The 15,972-nt window shown below is 72.6% G+C and carries 13 protein-coding genes, 1 rRNA gene and 1 pseudogene; 1 reads left to right on the top strand and 14 read right to left on the bottom strand.

Annotation, left to right across the window (positions count from 1 at the left end; all coding sequences use genetic code 11):
* The 11 genes from BM051_RS26270 to argC form a co-directional block, all read right to left on the bottom strand.
* Positions 1 to 239 (bottom strand): 16S ribosomal RNA (locus BM051_RS26270); the annotation flags it as partial.
* A 473-nt stretch (positions 240 to 712) separates the two neighbouring features.
* Positions 713 to 1,987 (bottom strand): tyrosine--tRNA ligase, encoded by a 1,275-nt coding sequence (gene tyrS, locus BM051_RS26265; RefSeq protein ID WP_092536040.1) that lies wholly within the window; start codon positions 1,985 to 1,987, stop codon positions 713 to 715.
* Positions 1,988 to 2,010: 23 nt separating this feature from the next.
* Positions 2,011 to 2,631: a DNA-3-methyladenine glycosylase gene (locus tag BM051_RS26260; RefSeq protein ID WP_243859352.1), complete on the bottom strand. Its 621-nt coding sequence runs from the start codon at positions 2,629 to 2,631 to the stop codon at positions 2,011 to 2,013.
* A gap of 51 nt (positions 2,632 to 2,682) precedes the next feature.
* Positions 2,683 to 4,080, bottom strand: coding sequence for an argininosuccinate lyase (argH, locus tag BM051_RS26255; RefSeq protein WP_424923264.1), 1,398 nt, complete (start codon positions 4,078 to 4,080; stop codon positions 2,683 to 2,685).
* A gap of 43 nt (positions 4,081 to 4,123) precedes the next feature.
* Positions 4,124 to 5,323 carry an argininosuccinate synthase gene (locus BM051_RS26250; protein WP_092536031.1) on the bottom strand — a complete coding sequence of 400 codons (1,200 nt, stop codon included), beginning with the start codon at positions 5,321 to 5,323 and terminating at the stop codon, positions 4,124 to 4,126.
* The gene (locus BM051_RS26245) at positions 5,316 to 5,831 is read right to left on the bottom strand and encodes an arginine repressor (RefSeq protein ID WP_092536028.1); all 516 of its coding nucleotides are present in this window, start codon (positions 5,829 to 5,831) and stop codon (positions 5,316 to 5,318) included. Before BM051_RS26245 ends, BM051_RS26250 begins: the two co-directional genes overlap by 8 nt.
* Positions 5,828 to 6,760 (bottom strand): ornithine carbamoyltransferase, encoded by a 933-nt coding sequence (argF, locus tag BM051_RS26240; RefSeq protein ID WP_092536026.1) that lies wholly within the window; start codon positions 6,758 to 6,760, stop codon positions 5,828 to 5,830. The genes BM051_RS26245 and argF overlap by 4 nt, the downstream gene beginning before the upstream one ends.
* Before the next feature lie 9 nt (positions 6,761 to 6,769).
* Positions 6,770 to 7,969 carry an acetylornithine transaminase gene (locus BM051_RS26235; RefSeq protein ID WP_092536023.1) on the bottom strand — a complete coding sequence of 400 codons (1,200 nt, stop codon included), beginning with the start codon at positions 7,967 to 7,969 and terminating at the stop codon, positions 6,770 to 6,772.
* The gene (gene argB / locus BM051_RS26230; protein WP_092536020.1) at positions 7,966 to 8,907 is read right to left on the bottom strand and encodes an acetylglutamate kinase; all 942 of its coding nucleotides are present in this window, start codon (positions 8,905 to 8,907) and stop codon (positions 7,966 to 7,968) included. The genes BM051_RS26235 and argB overlap by 4 nt, the downstream gene beginning before the upstream one ends.
* The gene (gene argJ / locus BM051_RS26225) at positions 8,904 to 10,055 is read right to left on the bottom strand and encodes a bifunctional glutamate N-acetyltransferase/amino-acid acetyltransferase ArgJ (protein ID WP_092536017.1); all 1,152 of its coding nucleotides are present in this window, start codon (positions 10,053 to 10,055) and stop codon (positions 8,904 to 8,906) included. The genes argB and argJ overlap by 4 nt, the downstream gene beginning before the upstream one ends.
* 34 nt (positions 10,056 to 10,089) lie before the next feature.
* Positions 10,090 to 11,112 carry an N-acetyl-gamma-glutamyl-phosphate reductase gene (gene argC / locus BM051_RS26220; RefSeq protein ID WP_092536014.1) on the bottom strand — a complete coding sequence of 341 codons (1,023 nt, stop codon included), beginning with the start codon at positions 11,110 to 11,112 and terminating at the stop codon, positions 10,090 to 10,092.
* A 216-nt stretch (positions 11,113 to 11,328) separates the two neighbouring features.
* Between argC and BM051_RS26215 the strand changes: the two genes are divergently transcribed.
* The gene (locus BM051_RS26215; protein ID WP_092536011.1) at positions 11,329 to 12,228 is read left to right on the top strand and encodes a DNA alkylation repair protein; all 900 of its coding nucleotides are present in this window, start codon (positions 11,329 to 11,331) and stop codon (positions 12,226 to 12,228) included.
* Between the two features lie 205 nt (positions 12,229 to 12,433).
* Here BM051_RS26215 and BM051_RS30750 read toward each other — a convergent pair.
* From BM051_RS30750 to pheT, 3 genes and pseudogenes are all read right to left on the bottom strand, one after another.
* A pseudogene (locus tag BM051_RS30750) lies at positions 12,434 to 12,523 on the bottom strand (hypothetical protein); the annotation flags it as partial.
* The gene (locus tag BM051_RS30120; RefSeq protein WP_243859348.1) at positions 12,513 to 12,659 is read right to left on the bottom strand and encodes a hypothetical protein; all 147 of its coding nucleotides are present in this window, start codon (positions 12,657 to 12,659) and stop codon (positions 12,513 to 12,515) included. The pseudogene BM051_RS30750 and the gene BM051_RS30120, both read right to left, overlap by 11 nt.
* A gap of 721 nt (positions 12,660 to 13,380) precedes the next feature.
* The gene (pheT, locus tag BM051_RS26205; RefSeq protein ID WP_092536008.1) at positions 13,381 to 15,945 is read right to left on the bottom strand and encodes a phenylalanine--tRNA ligase subunit beta; all 2,565 of its coding nucleotides are present in this window, start codon (positions 15,943 to 15,945) and stop codon (positions 13,381 to 13,383) included.
* Between the last annotated feature and the right edge of the window lie 27 nt (positions 15,946 to 15,972).

The raw sequence follows: 15,972 nt of genomic DNA, 5'->3' as shown, positions 1-15,972 counted from the left end.
GGCCGCGGGCCCATCCCACACCACCCCAAAAGGCTTTCCACCACCCCCCATGCAGGAGACGGTCATATCCGGTATTAGACCCCGTTTCCAGGGCTTATCCCAAAGTGCAGGGCAGGTCACCCACGTGTTACTCACCCGTTCGCCACTCATCCACACCCGAAGATGCTTCAGCGTCCGACTTGCATGTGTTAAGCACGCCGCCAGCGTTCGTCCTGAGCCAGGATCAAACTCTCCAACAATGCTGCAAGAGTCGACCAATGGCACAAACCATCAATCTCAAAGAAACCCACAAAAAAAGGGGCAAAAATCAAACTACTGGCTAAACAAAGCTCACTAGCACACTGTTGAGTTCTCAAACAACACTACAAACGTGTTCTCAAAGTCTTCGTACCCACCGGGACGAGACGCCCCAACCGGACAACCGCGAGGTTGGAAGTTGAGGGGTGTCGCCCTACTGGGCCTGTCGCTCCACGTTACCCGGTCCGACTCGCGGCTCCCGCATCGGGGTCCCGCACGACCCGGGGCCAACGCCTCGATCGAGTCTACACCCTGTCGAGTTCGTCGGCTACTCGGCCGGTCCTTCTCCCGAGAGTCCCTCGCGGTCCTCCATCCGTGTCGGCCCGGCCTTCCTGGCGACGAGGAAAAGACTACCTCCCGGGGAAGTCGGTCCGACACGGGGGGTCCCCTAACGGGGAAGTCCCAGGTCAGCCGCTCAGCGCAGCAGCCGAACGCCGGCGGTGGTCCGCTTGCCCCGGCGCACCACCAGCCACCGGCCGTGTAGCGCGTCGTCCGCGGCCGGCCGCCAGTCCTCGCCGGTGACCTTCGTGTTGTTCACGTACGCGCCGCCCTCCTTGACGGTGCGCCGCGCCGCACCCTTGCTGTCCACGACCCCGGCGGCCACGAGCAGCTCGACGATGGTCGGCTCGTCGGACAACTTCACCTCGCCGGTGGGCACCTCGGCCATCGCGGCGTCCAGGGTCGCCCCGTCGAGCTCGCGCAGCTCCCCCCGGCCGAACAGGGCCTGGCTGGCCGCGACCACCTGCCGGGTCTGCGTCTCGCCGTGCACGAGATCGGTGAGCTCGTGGGCGAGCCGACGCTGGGCCAGCCGGGCCGCCGGCCGCTCCGCCGTCGCGAGCTCGAGCTCGGCGATCTCGTCGCGGTCGAGGAAGGTCAGCAGCTTCAGGCACGTGACGGCGGTGTCGTCGGGGATGTTCAGGAAGTACTGGTACCAGGCGTACGGCGAGGTCATCCCCGGATCCAGCCAGATGTTGCCGCCCCCGGTGGACTTGCCGAGCTTGCGCCCCTCCGAGTCGGTCAGCAACGGCGTGGTCAGCGCGTGCACCTGGGCACCGTGCACCCTGCGGATCAAATCCACACCGGCGACCACGTTGCCCCACTGGTCCGAGCCGCCGATTTGCAGCCGGACGCCGTACCGCTCGAACAGCTCCCGGTAGTCGGTGGCCTGCAGCAGCACGTAGCTGAACTCGGTGTAGGACATGCCGTCGCCGTCGAGCCGGCGGCGCACGGTCTCCCTGGCCAGCATCGTATTGATCGAGAAGTGCTTGCCGACGTCGCGGAGGAACGCGGGCACGGTCATCGTGCCGAGCCAGTCGAGGTTGTTGACCTCGATCGGCGGCACGTCGGGGTGGTCGAAGTCGACGAACCGGGCGAGCTGGCCGCGCAATCGGGCGGCCCACTCGCGCACCGTCTCCTCGGAGTGCAGTGTCCGCTCTCCGACGTCCCGCGGATCGCCGATCAGCCCGGTGCCGCCCCCGGCGAGCAGCACCGGCCGGTGCCCGGCGTCCTGGAACCGGCGCAGGGCCAGCATCGGCACGAGATGACCGGCGTGCAGACTCGGCGCGGTCGGGTCGAATCCGGCATACAACGTGAGCGGCCCCTCGGCGAGGTCGCGCCGCAGCGCGTCGAGGTCGGTGGACTGCGCGATCAGGCCGCGCCAGGACAGCTCGTCAAGGATGTGCTCGCTCACGCTTCCGATACTCCCGTACCAGGTCAACCGGCTTTCGTCCGGGGCCGCACCCGGCCGCCGCGGCGGTAGGCCGACACGGCGGGCGAGCCGTCCAGCCAGAACCGCCACGGCAGGTCCATCGCCGCGGCCACGCCCACCCGGGGACCGGTGCGGATCCGGCGCCCCGGAACCGGGGGCAGGGCCAGCAGCCGCACCGGCGAGTCCGGGTCGGTGAGATCGACGCCGTTGTGCTCCCGCCCGACGCCCAGCACGGCGGTGAGGACGGCCGGGCCGACGGCGAGCGTGCCGGCTCCCCGCGCGGTCGGTCGCCGTGCCCTGGCCAGCTCCGCGCCGGCCTCGACCTCGCCCGCGCGCAGCAGCACCGCCCCCGGCTCGCCGTCCGTCAGCCCGACGACGTTGGCGCAGAAGTGCATGCCGTAGACGAAGTACACGTACAGATGGCCCGCCGGGCCCCACATCACCGCGTTGCGCGCCGTGCGGCCGCGGTAGCAGTGCGACGCCGGGTCGTCCCGCCCGCGGTAGGCCTCGACCTCGGTGAGCCGCACCCGCACCACACCCTCGGCGGACCGGGACTCCAGCACGCTGCCGAGCAGGCGCTCGGCGAGGTTCAGCGGGTCAACGGCCAGCTCGGCACGCGGGAACACCTCGTCGGTGATGGCGCCCTCCTCGACTCGCGGATCCTGGGCGGGCCCAGGCTAGCCGCTCACCCAGTCGCGGTGTGCGGCCAGCCGCGCGACCAGCCGGTCGCGCTGCTCCCGCACCCGCACGGGCGCCGTGCCACCACGGGCGTCCCGGGAGGCGATCGACCCGGCGACGGTGAGCACCTCCCGCACCGCCGGGGTGAGCGCGGGGTGGATCGCGGCGAGCTCGTCGTCGGTCAGCTCCTCCAGCCCGACACCGCGCTCCTCGGCGGCCCGTACGCTCTCCCCCGCCGCCTCGTGCGCCACCCGGAACGGCACCCCCTGCCGCACCAGCCACTCGGCGACGTCGGTGGCCAGGGTGAACCCGGCGGGCGCGAGCTCGGCCATCCGGTCGGTGGAGAAGGTGAGCGTGCCGAGCATCCCGGCGAGCGCCGGGAACAGCAGCTCCAGCTGCGCCACCGAGTCGAAGACGGGTTCCTTGTCCTCCTGCAGGTCCCGGTTGTACGCCAGCGGCTGCGCCTTGAGCGTGGCCAGCAGCCCGGTGAGGTTGCCGATCAACCGGCCGGCCTTGCCCCTGGTCAACTCGGCGACGTCCGGGTTCTTCTTCTGCGGCATGATCGAGCTGCCGGTGGCCCAGGCGTCGTCGAGGGTGACGTAGCCGAACTCGGTGGTGTTCCAGATGATCACCTCCTCGGCGATGCGGGACAGGTTCACCCCGAGCATCGCGACGGCGAAGGCGAACTCGGCGGCGAAGTCGCGGGACGCGGTGCCGTCGATGGAGTTCTCCACCGCCGCGGCGAACCCCAGCTCGGCGGCCACCGCGTCCGGGTCCAGCCCCAGTGACGAGCCGGCCAGCGCGCCGGAGCCGTACGGCGATTCCGCGGCGCGGACATCCCAGTCGCGCAGCCGGTCGATGTCGCGCTGCAGCGACTGGGCGTGCGCCAGCAGGTGGTGGGCGAGCAGCACCGGCTGCGCGTGCTGCAGGTGGGTGCGCCCCGGCAGCACCGCCTCCGGGTGCCGGTCGGCCTGCGCGACGAGCGCGTCGATCACGTCGAGCGCGCCGGCGACGACCCGGCGGGCGGCGGCGCGCAGCCACATCCGGAACTGGGTGGCCACCTGGTCGTTGCGCGACCGGCCGGCCCGCAGCTTGCCACCGAGCTCCGGGCCGGCGCGGTCGAGCAGGCCGCGCTCGAGGGCGGTGTGCACGTCCTCGTCGCCGACGGTCGGGGTGAACGCCCCGGACCGCACGTCCGCCTCGAGGTCGTCGAGGGCCCGCAGCATCGAGGCCAGCTCCGCGTCGTCGAGCAGGCCGGCCTCGTGCAGCACCCTGGCGTGTGCCCGGGAGCCGGCGATGTCGTACGGCGCGAGCCGCCAGTCGAAGTGGGTGGACGCGCTCAGCGCGGCCATCGCCGCCGCGGGCCCGCTGGCGAACCGGCCGCCCCACAACTGCACCGGCTGCTGATCCTCTGGCACGGGGTGCTCAGTCCTTTCGCTGTCAGTTCTTCAGGTCGCGCTTGGCGGCGATCTTGCTCGGCAGGCCCCACAGCTGGACGAAGCCCTTCGCCAGCGACTGGTCGAAGGTGTCGCCCTCGTCGTAGGTGGCGAGGTTGAAGTCGTACAGCGACTGCTCGCTGCGCCGGCCGTTGACCGTCGCGGTGCCGCCGTGCAGCACCATTCGGATGTCGCCGGAGACGTGCTCCTGGGCCTTGGCGACGAAGCCGTCCAGCGCCTCCTTGAGCGGCGAGAACCACAGGCCGTCGTAGACCAGCTCGCCCCAGCGCTGCTCGACCTGCCGCTTGAACCGGGCCAGGTCCCGCTCGACGGTGACGTTCTCCAGCTCCTGGTGCGCGGTGATCAGCGCGATCGCACCCGGAGCCTCGTACACCTCGCGGCTCTTGATGCCCACCAGCCGGTCCTCGACCATGTCCAGCCGGCCGACGCCGTGCGCCCCGGCCCGCCGGTTGAGCTGTTGGATGGCCTCGAGCATGGTGACGGTCTCGCCGTCGATGGCCACCGGAACGCCCTGGTCGAAGGTGATCACCAGCTCGTCCGGCGCCTGCCAGTTGACGGTCGGATCCTCCGTGTAGGAGTAGACGTCCTTGGTCGGGGCGTTCCACAGGTCCTCCAGGAACCCGGTCTCCACCGCGCGGCCCCACACGTTCTGGTCGATCGAGAACGGCGACTTCTTCGTCACGTCGATCGGCAGGTTCCGCCCCTCGGCGTAGGCGATCGCCTTCTCCCGCGTCCAGGCGAAGTCCCGGACCGGCGCGATCACCTTCAGGTCCGGCGCCAGCGCGCCGATGCCGACCTCGAAGCGCACCTGGTCGTTGCCCTTACCGGTGCAGCCGTGCGCGACGGTGGTGGCGCCGTGGTACTTCGCCGCCTCGGCCAGGTGCTTGACGATCACCGGCCGGGACAGCGCGGAGACCAGCGGGTAGCGGTCCATGTAGAGCGCGTTGGCCTGCAGCGCGGGCAGGCAGTACTGCTCGGCGAACTCGTCCCTGGCATCGGCCACCACCGCCTCCACGGCGCCGCAGTCCAGCGCCCGCTTGCGGATGGTCTCCAGGTCCTCGCCGCCCTGGCCGAGGTCGACGGCCACGGCCACCACCTCGGCCCCGGTCTCCTCAGCGATCCAGCCGATCGCCACCGAGGTGTCCAACCCGCCCGAGTAGGCGAGCACGATCCGTTCAGTCACCGTCCTTGCTCCTTTGTTCGTCCGAAGTAGAGGATCGCCGGGCAAGCGCGGCGAAACGTTCCGCCAGGTCGGTCCCGGTGAGCGGCTCCCTGGCGATCACCGCCACCGTGTCGTCGCCGGCGATGGAGCCGACGACCTCCTCCAGCGCCGCCCTGTCGATGGCGCTGGCCAGGAACTGCGCCGCGCCGGGCGGGGTGCGCAGCACGGTCAGGTTGCCCGAGGCGTCCACCGACACCATCAGCTCGGCGAGCAGCCGGGACAGCCGTGAGGTGCCGCCCTGCACCCCGCGGACCGGGCTGCCGTCCTCGGGGATGACGTACACCGGTGCCCCGGAGTCGGCGCCGCGCAGCTTCACCGCGCCGAGCTCGTCGAGGTCCCGGGACAGGGTGGCCTGGGTGACCTCGATCCCCTCGGCGGCCAGCAGCTTCGCCAGCTCGGTCTGGCTGCGGATGGCCATGGTGGACACCAGCTCGGTGATCCTGGCCTGGCGAGCGGCGCGGGACGTCATCGTCGCTCCGCCATGGTCAGCAGCCACACCAGCAGGGCCTTCTGCGCGTGCAGCCGGTTCTCCGCCTCGTCCCACACCGCGCTCGCCGGCCCGTCGAGCACCTCGTCGGTGATCTCCCAGCCGCGGTGTGCCGGCAGGTCGTGCAGCACGACCGTGTCCGTTCCGGTGCGGGCCAGCAGCTCGGCGTCGAGCTGGTACGGCCGGAACGGCGTCACCCTGTCCCTGCCGTCGTTCTCCTGCCCCATCGACGTCCAGGCGTCGGTGCTGAGGACGTCGGCGCCGTCCACCGCGGCGTGCGGGTCGGTGAACACCCGGGCGCTGCCACCGGTCTCGGCGGCGCGCTTGCCCACGGCCTCCATCACCGCGGGCAGCGGGTGGAAGCCCTCCGGGGCGGCGACCCGCACGTGCAGCCCGGCGGTGACGCCGCCGAGTAACAGCGAGTGGGCCATGTTGTTGCCACCGTCACCGAGGTAGGTCAACGTCCTGCCGGCGAGCCCGCCGGTGCGCTCCCGGACGGTCTGCAGGTCGGCGAGCACCTGGCAGGGGTGGAACTCGTCGGTGAGCGCGTTGACGATCGGCACGGTCGCTGCCGAGGCCATGGCGGTGATCCGCTGCTGGGCGAACGTCCGCCACACCACGGCGTCGACGTAGCGGGAGAGCACCCTGGCGGTGTCCTCGATGGTCTCCTCCCGGCCGAGCTGCATCGAGCGGCCGTCGACGATCACCGGGTGCCCGCCGAGCTGGGCGATGCCGACCTCGAACGACAGCCGGGTCCGGGTTGAGTTCTTCTCGAAGATCACCGCGACCGCCCTGGGGCCGTCCAGCGCGCGGTTGCCGAGCGGGTCCTTCTTCAGCGTGTCCGCCAGGTCGAGGACGGCGAGTTGCTCCTCCGGAGTCAGGTCGTCGTCCCGCAGGAAGTGCCGGGGCATGGGGTGTCCTTACGTGGTGGGGGACGTGGTGGGCGCGTCCAGCGCGGCGGGCAGCGCGGCCAGGAAGTCGCGCGCCTGCTCGGCGTCGAGGATCAGCGGTGGTGCCAGCCGGATGGCGTCCGGCGCGACGGCGTTGACCAGGTAGCCGGCGTGCTGCGCGGCCTTCGCGACGGCGGAGGCGACCGGCTGGCGCAGCGCGACGCCCAGCAGCAGGCCGGCGCCACGGACGCCGGCCACCAGGGGGTGGGCCAGCTCCTCGATGCCGGTGGCGATGTCCTTGCCGAGCGCGGCGGCGTGGCCGGTCAGGTCGTCGGCGGCGATGGTGCGCAGCACGGCCAACCCGGCGGCGCAGCACACCGGGTTGCCGCCGAAGGTGGTGCCGTGCTGGCCGGGCCGGAGCAGCTCGCCGGCGGCGCCGACGCCGATCACCGCGCCGAGCGGCAGGCCGCCGCCGAGCCCCTTGGCCAGCGTCACGACGTCCGGGGTGACGCCAGCGTGTTGGAAGGCGAGCCAGGAACCGGTGCGGCCGAGGCCGGTCTGCACCTCGTCCAGCACCAGCAGCGCCCCGGCGTCGCGGGTGATCTCCCTGGCCGCCTGCAGGTAGCCGTCCGGTGCGGGCAGCACGCCGGCCTCGCCGAGGATCGGCTCGAGCACCACGGCGGCGGTCTCGCCGTCCACCGCGGCCCGCAGCGCGGCGACGTCGCCGAACGGGACGTGCTCGACACCGGGCACCAGCGGGGCGAAAGCGTCGCGCTTGGCCGGCTGCCCGGTGAGCGACAGGGCGCCCATGGTGCGGCCGTGGAACGCCCCGGCGCAGGCCACGACCTTGGTGCGGCCGGTGAGCCGGCTGATCTTCAACGCGGCCTCGTTGGCCTCCGCGCCGGAGTTGACGAACAGCACCTTGCCGGTCACGCCGGCGACGTCGAGCAACGCCTCGGCCAGCTCGACGGCCACCGGGTTGACGTACAGGTTGGAGGTGTGCCCGAGGGTGGCGACCTGCTCGGTCACCGCGCGCACCACGGCGGGGTGGGCGTGCCCGAGCGCGTTCACCGCGATGCCGCCCACCAGGTCCACATAGGAGTTTCCGTCGGCGTCCCACACCCGCGCGCCCTCGCCACGGACGAGGGTCAGCTCCGGGGTGCCGTAGTTGTCCATCAGTGCGGACCGCCAGTGCCGTTGGCCGTCCACGTTGGACGTGATCTCACTCATTCCCCCTCCTCCTCCGCCGTCTCCTCCGCCGTCTCCTGCAGGACCATGGTGCCGACCCCCCGGCTGGTGAAGACCTCCAGCAGCACGGAGTGCGCGAGCCGGCCGTCGATGACATGCGCCCGACGCACCCCACCGCGCAGCGCCCGCACGCACGCCTCCATCTTCGGGATCATCCCGCTGGCCAGGCTGGGCAGCAGCTGCTCGAGCCGGTCCACCCGGATCCGGTCGACCAGCGAGGACCGGTCCGGCCAGCGTGCGTAGAGCCCCTCCACGTCGGTGAGCACGACCAGCTTCTCCGCGCCCAGCGCCGCGGCGAGCGCACCGGCCGCGGTGTCGGCGTTGACGTTGTGCACCACGCCGTCGGCGTCCGGGGCGACCGTGGACACCACCGGGATCCGGCCGGCGTTGACGATGTCCAGCACGGCGTCGGGGTTGACGCCGACGACCTCGCCGACGAGTCCGATGTCGACCGGCTCACCGTCCACCGTGGCGTGCTTGCGCGCGGCGGTGAACAGGTGCGCGTCCTCACCGGAGATGCCGACCGCGTACGGGCCGTGCGCGTTGATCAGCCCGACCAGCTCCCGGCTCACCTGCCCGACGAGCACCATCCGCACGACGTCCATCGTCTCGGGGGTGGTGACCCGCAGCCCGCCCTTGAACTCGCCGGCCAACCCCAGCCGGTCGAGCATCGCGGTGATCTGTGGGCCGCCGCCGTGCACCACCACCGGCCGCAACCCGGCCAGCCGGAGGAACACCATGTCCTGGGCGAACGCGTGCTTCAGCATGTCGTCGACCATGGCGTTGCCGCCGTACTTCACCACGACGGTGGCACCGTGGAAGCGCTGCAGCCAGGGCAGCGCCTCGATCAGCACGCCGGCCTTCTCCGCGGCCGTGGCCAGCCGCGCGTCGGCGGGGATCATCGACTCGGCCGGGGTCATGTCGAGTACGCCGAGTTCTCGTGTACGTAACCGTGCGTGAGGTCGTTGGTCCAGATGGTCGCGGTGGCCTTGCCCGCCTTGAGGTCGACGACGACGTAGACGTCCCGGCCGGACAGGTCCACGCCGTCCCGCGGCTCCCCCGGCTGCCCGTCGCGGCAGACCCACACGCCGTTGAACGCGACGTCCAGCGTCGCCGGGTCGAACGCCGCCGTCGTGGTGCCCGCGGCGGCGAGGATCCGGCCCCAGTTCGGGTCCCGGCCGAACACCGCGCACTTGAACAGCGCACTCCTCGCGATCGCCCTGCCGACCTCCACGGCGTCGTCCTCGGTCGCGGCGCGCACCACCTCGACGGTGATGTCGTGCTCGGCGCCCTCGGCGTCGGTCAGCAGTTGCCGGGCGAGGTCCTGGCAGGCCGCCCGCACGGCCGCCGCGAACTCGTCGGCGTCCGGGGTGATCCCGGACGCGCCGCTGGCCATCAGCAGCACGGTGTCGTTGGTGGACATGCAGCCGTCGGAGTCGAGCCGGTCGAAGGTGACCCGGGTGGCGGCGCGCAGCGCGGCGTCGGCGGTGCCGGCGTCCACGGCGGCATCGGTGGTGAGCACCACGAGCATGGTGGCCAGCGCCGGGGCGAGCATGCCGGCGCCCTTGGCCATGCCGCCGACCGACCACCCGGTGCCGGGGACGTGGACCTGCTTGCTCCGGGTGTCGGTGGTCATGATCGCCTCGGCGGCGGCCGGCCCGCCGCCCGGCGACAGCGCGGCCACCGCCTTGTCGACGCCGGCCAGGAGCGGGTCGCGGGCGAGCTGTTCGCCGATCAGGCCGGTGGAGCACACGACGACGTCGACGGCGCCCATCCCGAGCGCGTCCGCGACGCGCTCGGCCGTCGCGTGCGTGGTCTGGAAGCCCCGCGGTCCGGTGTAGCAGTTGGCGCCGCCGGAGTTGAGCACCACGGCCCGCGCTCGGCGGTTCGCCATCACCTGCTCGCTCCACAGCACCGGGTTGGCCTTGCACCGATTGGTGGTGAACACCGCGGCGGCGACATCGGCCGGCCCGTCGTTGACGACCAGCGCGACATCGGGGGTACCGCTGGCCTTGAGCCCGGCGGTGACACCGGCGGCCCGGAAGCCCTTCGGGGCGGTGACGGTCATGCTGCCGCCTCCACGGAGGGAGGTACGTCGAGGGTCACGGGGCCACTCCCACGGTCGGCAGGCCGGTGGCCTCGGGAAGGCCGAGGGCCAGGTTCAGGCACTGGACTGCGCCGCCGGCGGTGCCCTTGGTGAGGTTGTCGATGGCGGCGACCGCGACCAGCCGCCGCGCGTCGGCGTCGACGGTGACCTGGAGCTGCACGGTGTTGGCGCCGAGCGTCGCCGCCGTGGTCGGCCAGCCGCCCTCGGGCAGCAGGTGCACGAACGGCTCGCCGGCGTAGAACTTCTCGTAGGCCGCCCTGACCGTGTCCACAGTGGAGTCCGTGGGGGCGGTGGCGGTGGCGAGGATGCCACGCGGCATCGGCGCCAACACCGGGGTGAACGACACGCTGACCGGAGTGCTCGCCACGGCCCCGAGGTTCTGCGCCAGCTCCGGGGTGTGCCGGTGCGCGCCGCCGACCCCGTACGCGCTGGCCGAGCCCATCACCTCCGAGCCGAGCAGGTGCGGCTTGAGGCTCCTGCCGGCGCCGGAGGTGCCGGTGACCGCGACGATGGTGACGTCGGGCTCGACCAGCCCGGCGGCCAGCGCGGGGGCCAGCGCGAGCGAACCCACCGTCGGGAAGCAGCCGGGGACCGCGACGCGGGTGGCGCCACGCAGCCGCTCTCGGGCGCCGGGCAGCTCGGGCAGCCCGTACGGCCACGACCCGGCGTGGTCGCCGCCGTACCAGCGCTGCCAGTCGGCGGCGCTGGTCAGCCGGTGGTCGGCGCCGAGATCGATCACCAGGACGTCGGGTCCGAGCCGGCCGGCGAGCTCCGCGGAGTGGCCGTGCGGCAGGGCGAGGAAGACGACGTCGTGGCCGGCGAGGGCCTCCGGGGTGGTGTCGGCCAGCACCCGGTCGGCCAGCGGGACGAGCTGCGGATGGTGCTGCCCGAGTGGCGTTCCCGCGCTGCTCGCCGCCGTGAGCGCGCCGACCTCCACCTCGGGGTGGGCGAGCAGCAGGCGCAGCAGCTCGCCACCCGCGTACCCACTCGCCCCGGATACCGCCACCGTGACCGTCATGCGAATGATTATGCATCCCGCCGCAACTTCAATCAACGTGGGGTGGGCCGGCTCACCGCAGCAGAGGCGCTCCGGCGGCGGGACATGGTCGTGCGGCGCGGCCTCGTCCGCCCGTTTCACTCGTTGTGGTGACGGGCGGGGCCGGCGGCGCGGAACTGTCGGACCCCGTTCCTACCGTCGGGGCAGAACGCGAACGACGGGATCCGGGGGTGGACGATGAGGGAACTGGTGCGGGCCGTCCGGGCCGGTCTGGCGGAGCTAACCGACCCGGTCAGGGCGGAGAGGATGCGGCGGTACATGAAGTCGGCCATGCCGTTCCGCGGGGTGCCGGCGCCCGAGCGGCGGCGGCTGGCCCGGCGGTTGTTCCAGGAGCATCCGCTGTCCGATGTGGACGAGTGGCTGCGGGCCGTGCGCGAGTTGTGGCACGGCGCCGCGTTCCGGGAGGAGCGCTACGTGGCGGTCGACCTCACCGGGCATCGCGCGTACGCCGGGTGGCAGACGGCCGAGCTGGTGCCGCTCTACGAGGAGCTGATCGTCACCGGCGCGTGGTGGGACTTCGTCGACGAGATCGCCGTCCAGCGGATCGGCCCGATCCTGCGCGCGGACCCGGCATCGGTCACCCCGGTCCTGCGGCGCTGGGCGGGTGATGAGGACCGGTGGAAACGCCGCACGGCGGTGATCTGCCAGCTCACATCGGCCGAAGCGACCGACCTCGACCTGCTCGTCCACGCCGTCACCGCGAGCGCCCGCGATCCCGACTTCTTCCTGCGCAAGGGCATCGGCTGGGCGCTGCGGCAGTACGCCCGGACCGACCCGGGCTGGGTGCGGTCGTTCGTCGCCGAGCACCCAGAGCTCTCGGCCCTGTCCCGGCGGGAGGCCCTCAAGCACCTGGGTGACGGCGGTGACACCGGCTCACCAGACTCGCGACCGCGTGCCGGACCGGCGCCGGGTGGAACGCCACGCACCGCCGCCTCGGCGCGCGCCGGGCATCCGACCAGGGATCGCGGCGGTGGTGCCGGGTCGACATCGCCCACGGACGAACCCGGGAAGGACCATGCCGGACGCCTCGGCCCCCACGGAGCCGGGGCGCGGGCACCGCCCGAGGCCCGGCGGTGATGCTCCTATGGATGTCAAACCGCGTGGAATGTGGTTGTTGTGGTCTTGGTGTGGGGTTGAGGGCGTGGTAGATCTCTCGGGCGGTGTAGCGCGTGCGGCAGCGGATGATCTCTTTCTTGGACATGCCTTCTTTGGTACGTCGTTCGGCGTAGGCGCGGGTGCGGGGATCCCAGCGCAGCCGGCACGGGACGATGCGGTAGAGCGCGGCGTTGGCCTGTCGGTCGTCGCCGCGGTTAAGGCGGTGGCGGGTGGTGCGGCCGCTGCTGGCCGGTAGCGGGGCGACATCACACAGCATGGCGAAGGCGGCCTCGACAACGCAGCCGGTCGGGGGTGTCGCCGGCGGTGACCAGCAGTGGGCCGGCCATGTCGGGGCCGACGCCGTGCGGCGCGGTGAGTGTGGGGTTGATCGTCTCGGCCAGAGGTGTGATCACGGTGTCCAGGTCGGTGATCTCGTGGGTGAGCCGCTGGTGGCGACGGGCCAGGGTCGGCAGGGCATGGTGGCGACGTCCGGCTGCTCGACGTGGGTGGCATCGACAGGATGCCGGCGCCGTGGGCGATCAGGTCGGCGACGCGCAGGCTGCGCAGCTGGCTGCGAACCAGTTCGGTGCGGTGACCACGAGGGGGTACCTCTGACATGGGACGTCGGCGCGCTGGCCTACGGCGCTGCGGCGAGCCACCCGCAGGGCGCGTCGCGCCTCGATGTGGCCATCGCGCTGCCGGGGTGTGCCGGTGGCGCGGGCTGCCAGAGCAGCACGGGCGGCGGCCTCGGCGCCGACCGGGTCGGACTTGCCCTGCCAGCGGCGGGCCTTGCGGTCCGGGCGGTCAACCTCGACCAGGGACACGCCGTGCTCACGCAGGAACCGGGCCAGGCCGGCGCCGTACGCGCCGGTGCCTCCACACCGACCAGCACGAGCCGACCGAACCCGCACAGCCAGGCCAGCAGCGCCGCGTAGCCGGCCGGGAACAGGGTGTTGCCGAGCACCCGCCCGGCGGTGTCGACCGCTGTGGCGGTGTGGCTGTCCTCATGGGTGTCGACGCCGCCGGTGCACGAGAGTCCTCCCAGCCACGGTCGACACATCCCGTCAAGGACTTCAGGTCAGGCAGGCGCAGGGTCAGACCGGGGGCCGGGAGGATCCTCGTACATCCTCACTGTCAGGCGCGGAGGGTGGCGCCGAACCGCTCGGCCGCGGCGGCCACCGCGGCGTCACGGGACCGCGTGGCCTCCTCCACGGTGAGCGTGCGGTCGGGCGCGCGGAACCGCAGCTTGTACGCCAGCGACCGCTTGCCCGCGCCGACCTGGTCACCGGTGTAGACGTCGAACAGGGTGACGTCCTCGAGCAGCTCATCGGCCCCGGTGCGCAGCGCGACGGCCAGCTCCGCGGCCGGCACCTGCTCGTCCACCACCAGTGCGACGTCCAGTAGCACCGGCGGGTACGCGGAGATCACCGGCGCCGGCCGGCGGTCGTGCAGCGGGATCGCGTCGAGGTCGAGCTCCATGGCGACCGTCCGCGGTGGCAGGCCGAGCGCCTCCACCACCTTCGGGTGCAGCTCGCCGGCGTGCCCCACCGGCCAGTCACCGACCAGCAGCCGCGCGCACCGGCCGGGGTGCCACGGCGGCAGGTCACCCGACTCCACGCGCAGCTCCACACCGGCCAAGGCCGCGACCGTCCGCGCGGCCTGCACCGCGTCGGCCCAGATCGCCGGCTCGCCGGCGCCCCACCAGCCCGCGCGCCGCCGCTGCCCGGTCAGCACCACGGCCACATGCGTCGGCTGGGCCGGCACGGCGCCCTCCAGCGCCGCGAGCTCCTCGTCGGTGGGTCGACGGTCCACGCCGACCTCCGGCATCGGCACCTCGGTGGCCCTGGGCAACGTCACCTGTCCGATGTGGAACAACGCGAGGTCGCGGAAACCGCGGGCGATGTTGCGTTGCAGCGTGTCCAGCAGCCCGGGAAGGAGAGTGGTCGCCAGCTGGTTCTTGTCCGCCTCGAGCGGGTTGAGCACCGCCAGGGTGCGCCGACGCACGTCGTCGGCCGGAAGGCCGAAGGCGTCCCAGACGGCGGCCGACACGAACGGAAACGGCAGCACCTCCACGTACCCGGCCTCGGCCAGGGCCCGGGACACCGCGCGCCGCCGCCGCGTCGCGGGGCCGAGCCCCCGCCCTGCCGGCGCCGCCGGCAGCGTCGACGGGATGCTCTCGTACCCCTCGAGCCGCAGCACCTCCTCCACGAGGTCGGCCGACTGGGCCAGATCACCGCGCCAGCTCGGCGGCACCGCGGTCACCATCGCGGTGCCGTCGTCGCCGGTGCCCACCGACACCTTGCAGCCGATCTGGGTGAGCCGCCGCACGGTCACCCCGCGCTCGTAGCGCACCCCGGCGACCTGGTCGGGCAGGTTGATCGGCATGGTGATAGCCGGCATCGGCGGCACATCGCCCACGTCGGTGCGGCCGGGCTGGATGCTGCCGTCGCCGTACTGGCGCAGCAACCGCGCGGTCAGCTCCACCGCGGCCGCGCACAACTGCGGGTCGGTGTACCGCTCGAACCGCTTCGCCGCCTCGGAGAACAGCTTGTGTCGCCGTGCGGTGCGGCTGATCGACGCCGGGTCCCAGTGCGCGGCCTCGAGCAGCACGTCGGTGCTCTCCGGGGAGATCTCCGTGCTCGCCCCGCCCATGGTGCCGGCCAGCGACGCCGCGCCGCGATCGTCGGCGATCACCACGTCGTCGGGGTCCAGCACGCGCTCGACACCGTCCAGAGTGGTCAGCGTCTCCCCCGGCTCGGCCCGGCGCACCACCAGCTCGCCGCGTACCGCCGCGGTGTCCCACGCGTGCAGCGGGTGGCCCAGCTCGAGCATGACGTAGTTGGTCACGTCGACGGCGAGCGAGATCGACCGGATCCCGGCCAGCATCAACCGGCGCTGGATCCGCCACGGCGTCGGCGCGGACGCGTCCAACCCCGTCACCCGCCGCACCACGAACCGCTGGCATCCGGTGGGGTCGGCGATCCGCACCGGCCACGCCTCGCCCTCGGCCTCCGGCAGGTCGAGCGCCGCGGGGTCGCCGAACGGCAGGTCCAGCGCGCAGGCCAGCTCGCGGGCCAGCCCGCGCACCGACAGGGTGTAACCGCGATCCGGTGTCGGCTCCAGCTCGAGCACCGTGTCGTCCAGCCCGAGCACCGCGTGCGCGTCGTCGCCGGGGCTGGCCGTGCCGGTGGGCAGCACGAGGATGCCGCCCTGGTCGTCACCGAGGCCGAGCTCGCCGGCGGAGCAGATCATGCCCTCGCTCATCCGGCCGTAGGTCTTGCGCGCGGTGATCTCGAAGCCGCCGGGCAGCACCGTGCCCGGCAGGGCTACCACGACGAGGTCTCCCTCGACGAAGTTCGTCGCCCCGCAGATGATGCCGTGGGTGCGGATCCCCGCCGGGTCGTCGTCGATGTCCGACCCGGTCGGCCCCCCCGCGTCGGACGCTCCGGACTCGAACAGGTCCCCGGCCACGGTGTCGCCGACCTCGACCCGGCAGTACCGGATGGGTTTCTTGAACCCGGCCAGCTCCTCGAACGTCACCACCCTGCCGACGACCAGCGGCCCCTTCACCTCGCCGAGCGGCCGGACGCCCTCGACCTCGATGCCGATCCGCAGGAACGCGTCGGCCAGCTCCTGCGGACCGACCGACTCGTCCCCGAGACCGAGGTGCTCGGTCAGCCAGCTCACCGGGACTCGCACTACGCCTCCTTGTTCTCCGGGACACCC

Origin of the sequence: Amycolatopsis arida (assembly GCF_900115565.1) — a bacterium.
GTDB lineage: Bacteria > Actinomycetota > Actinomycetes > Mycobacteriales > Pseudonocardiaceae > Yuhushiella > Yuhushiella arida.
This window is presented reverse-complemented; position numbering and strand designations above follow the sequence as displayed.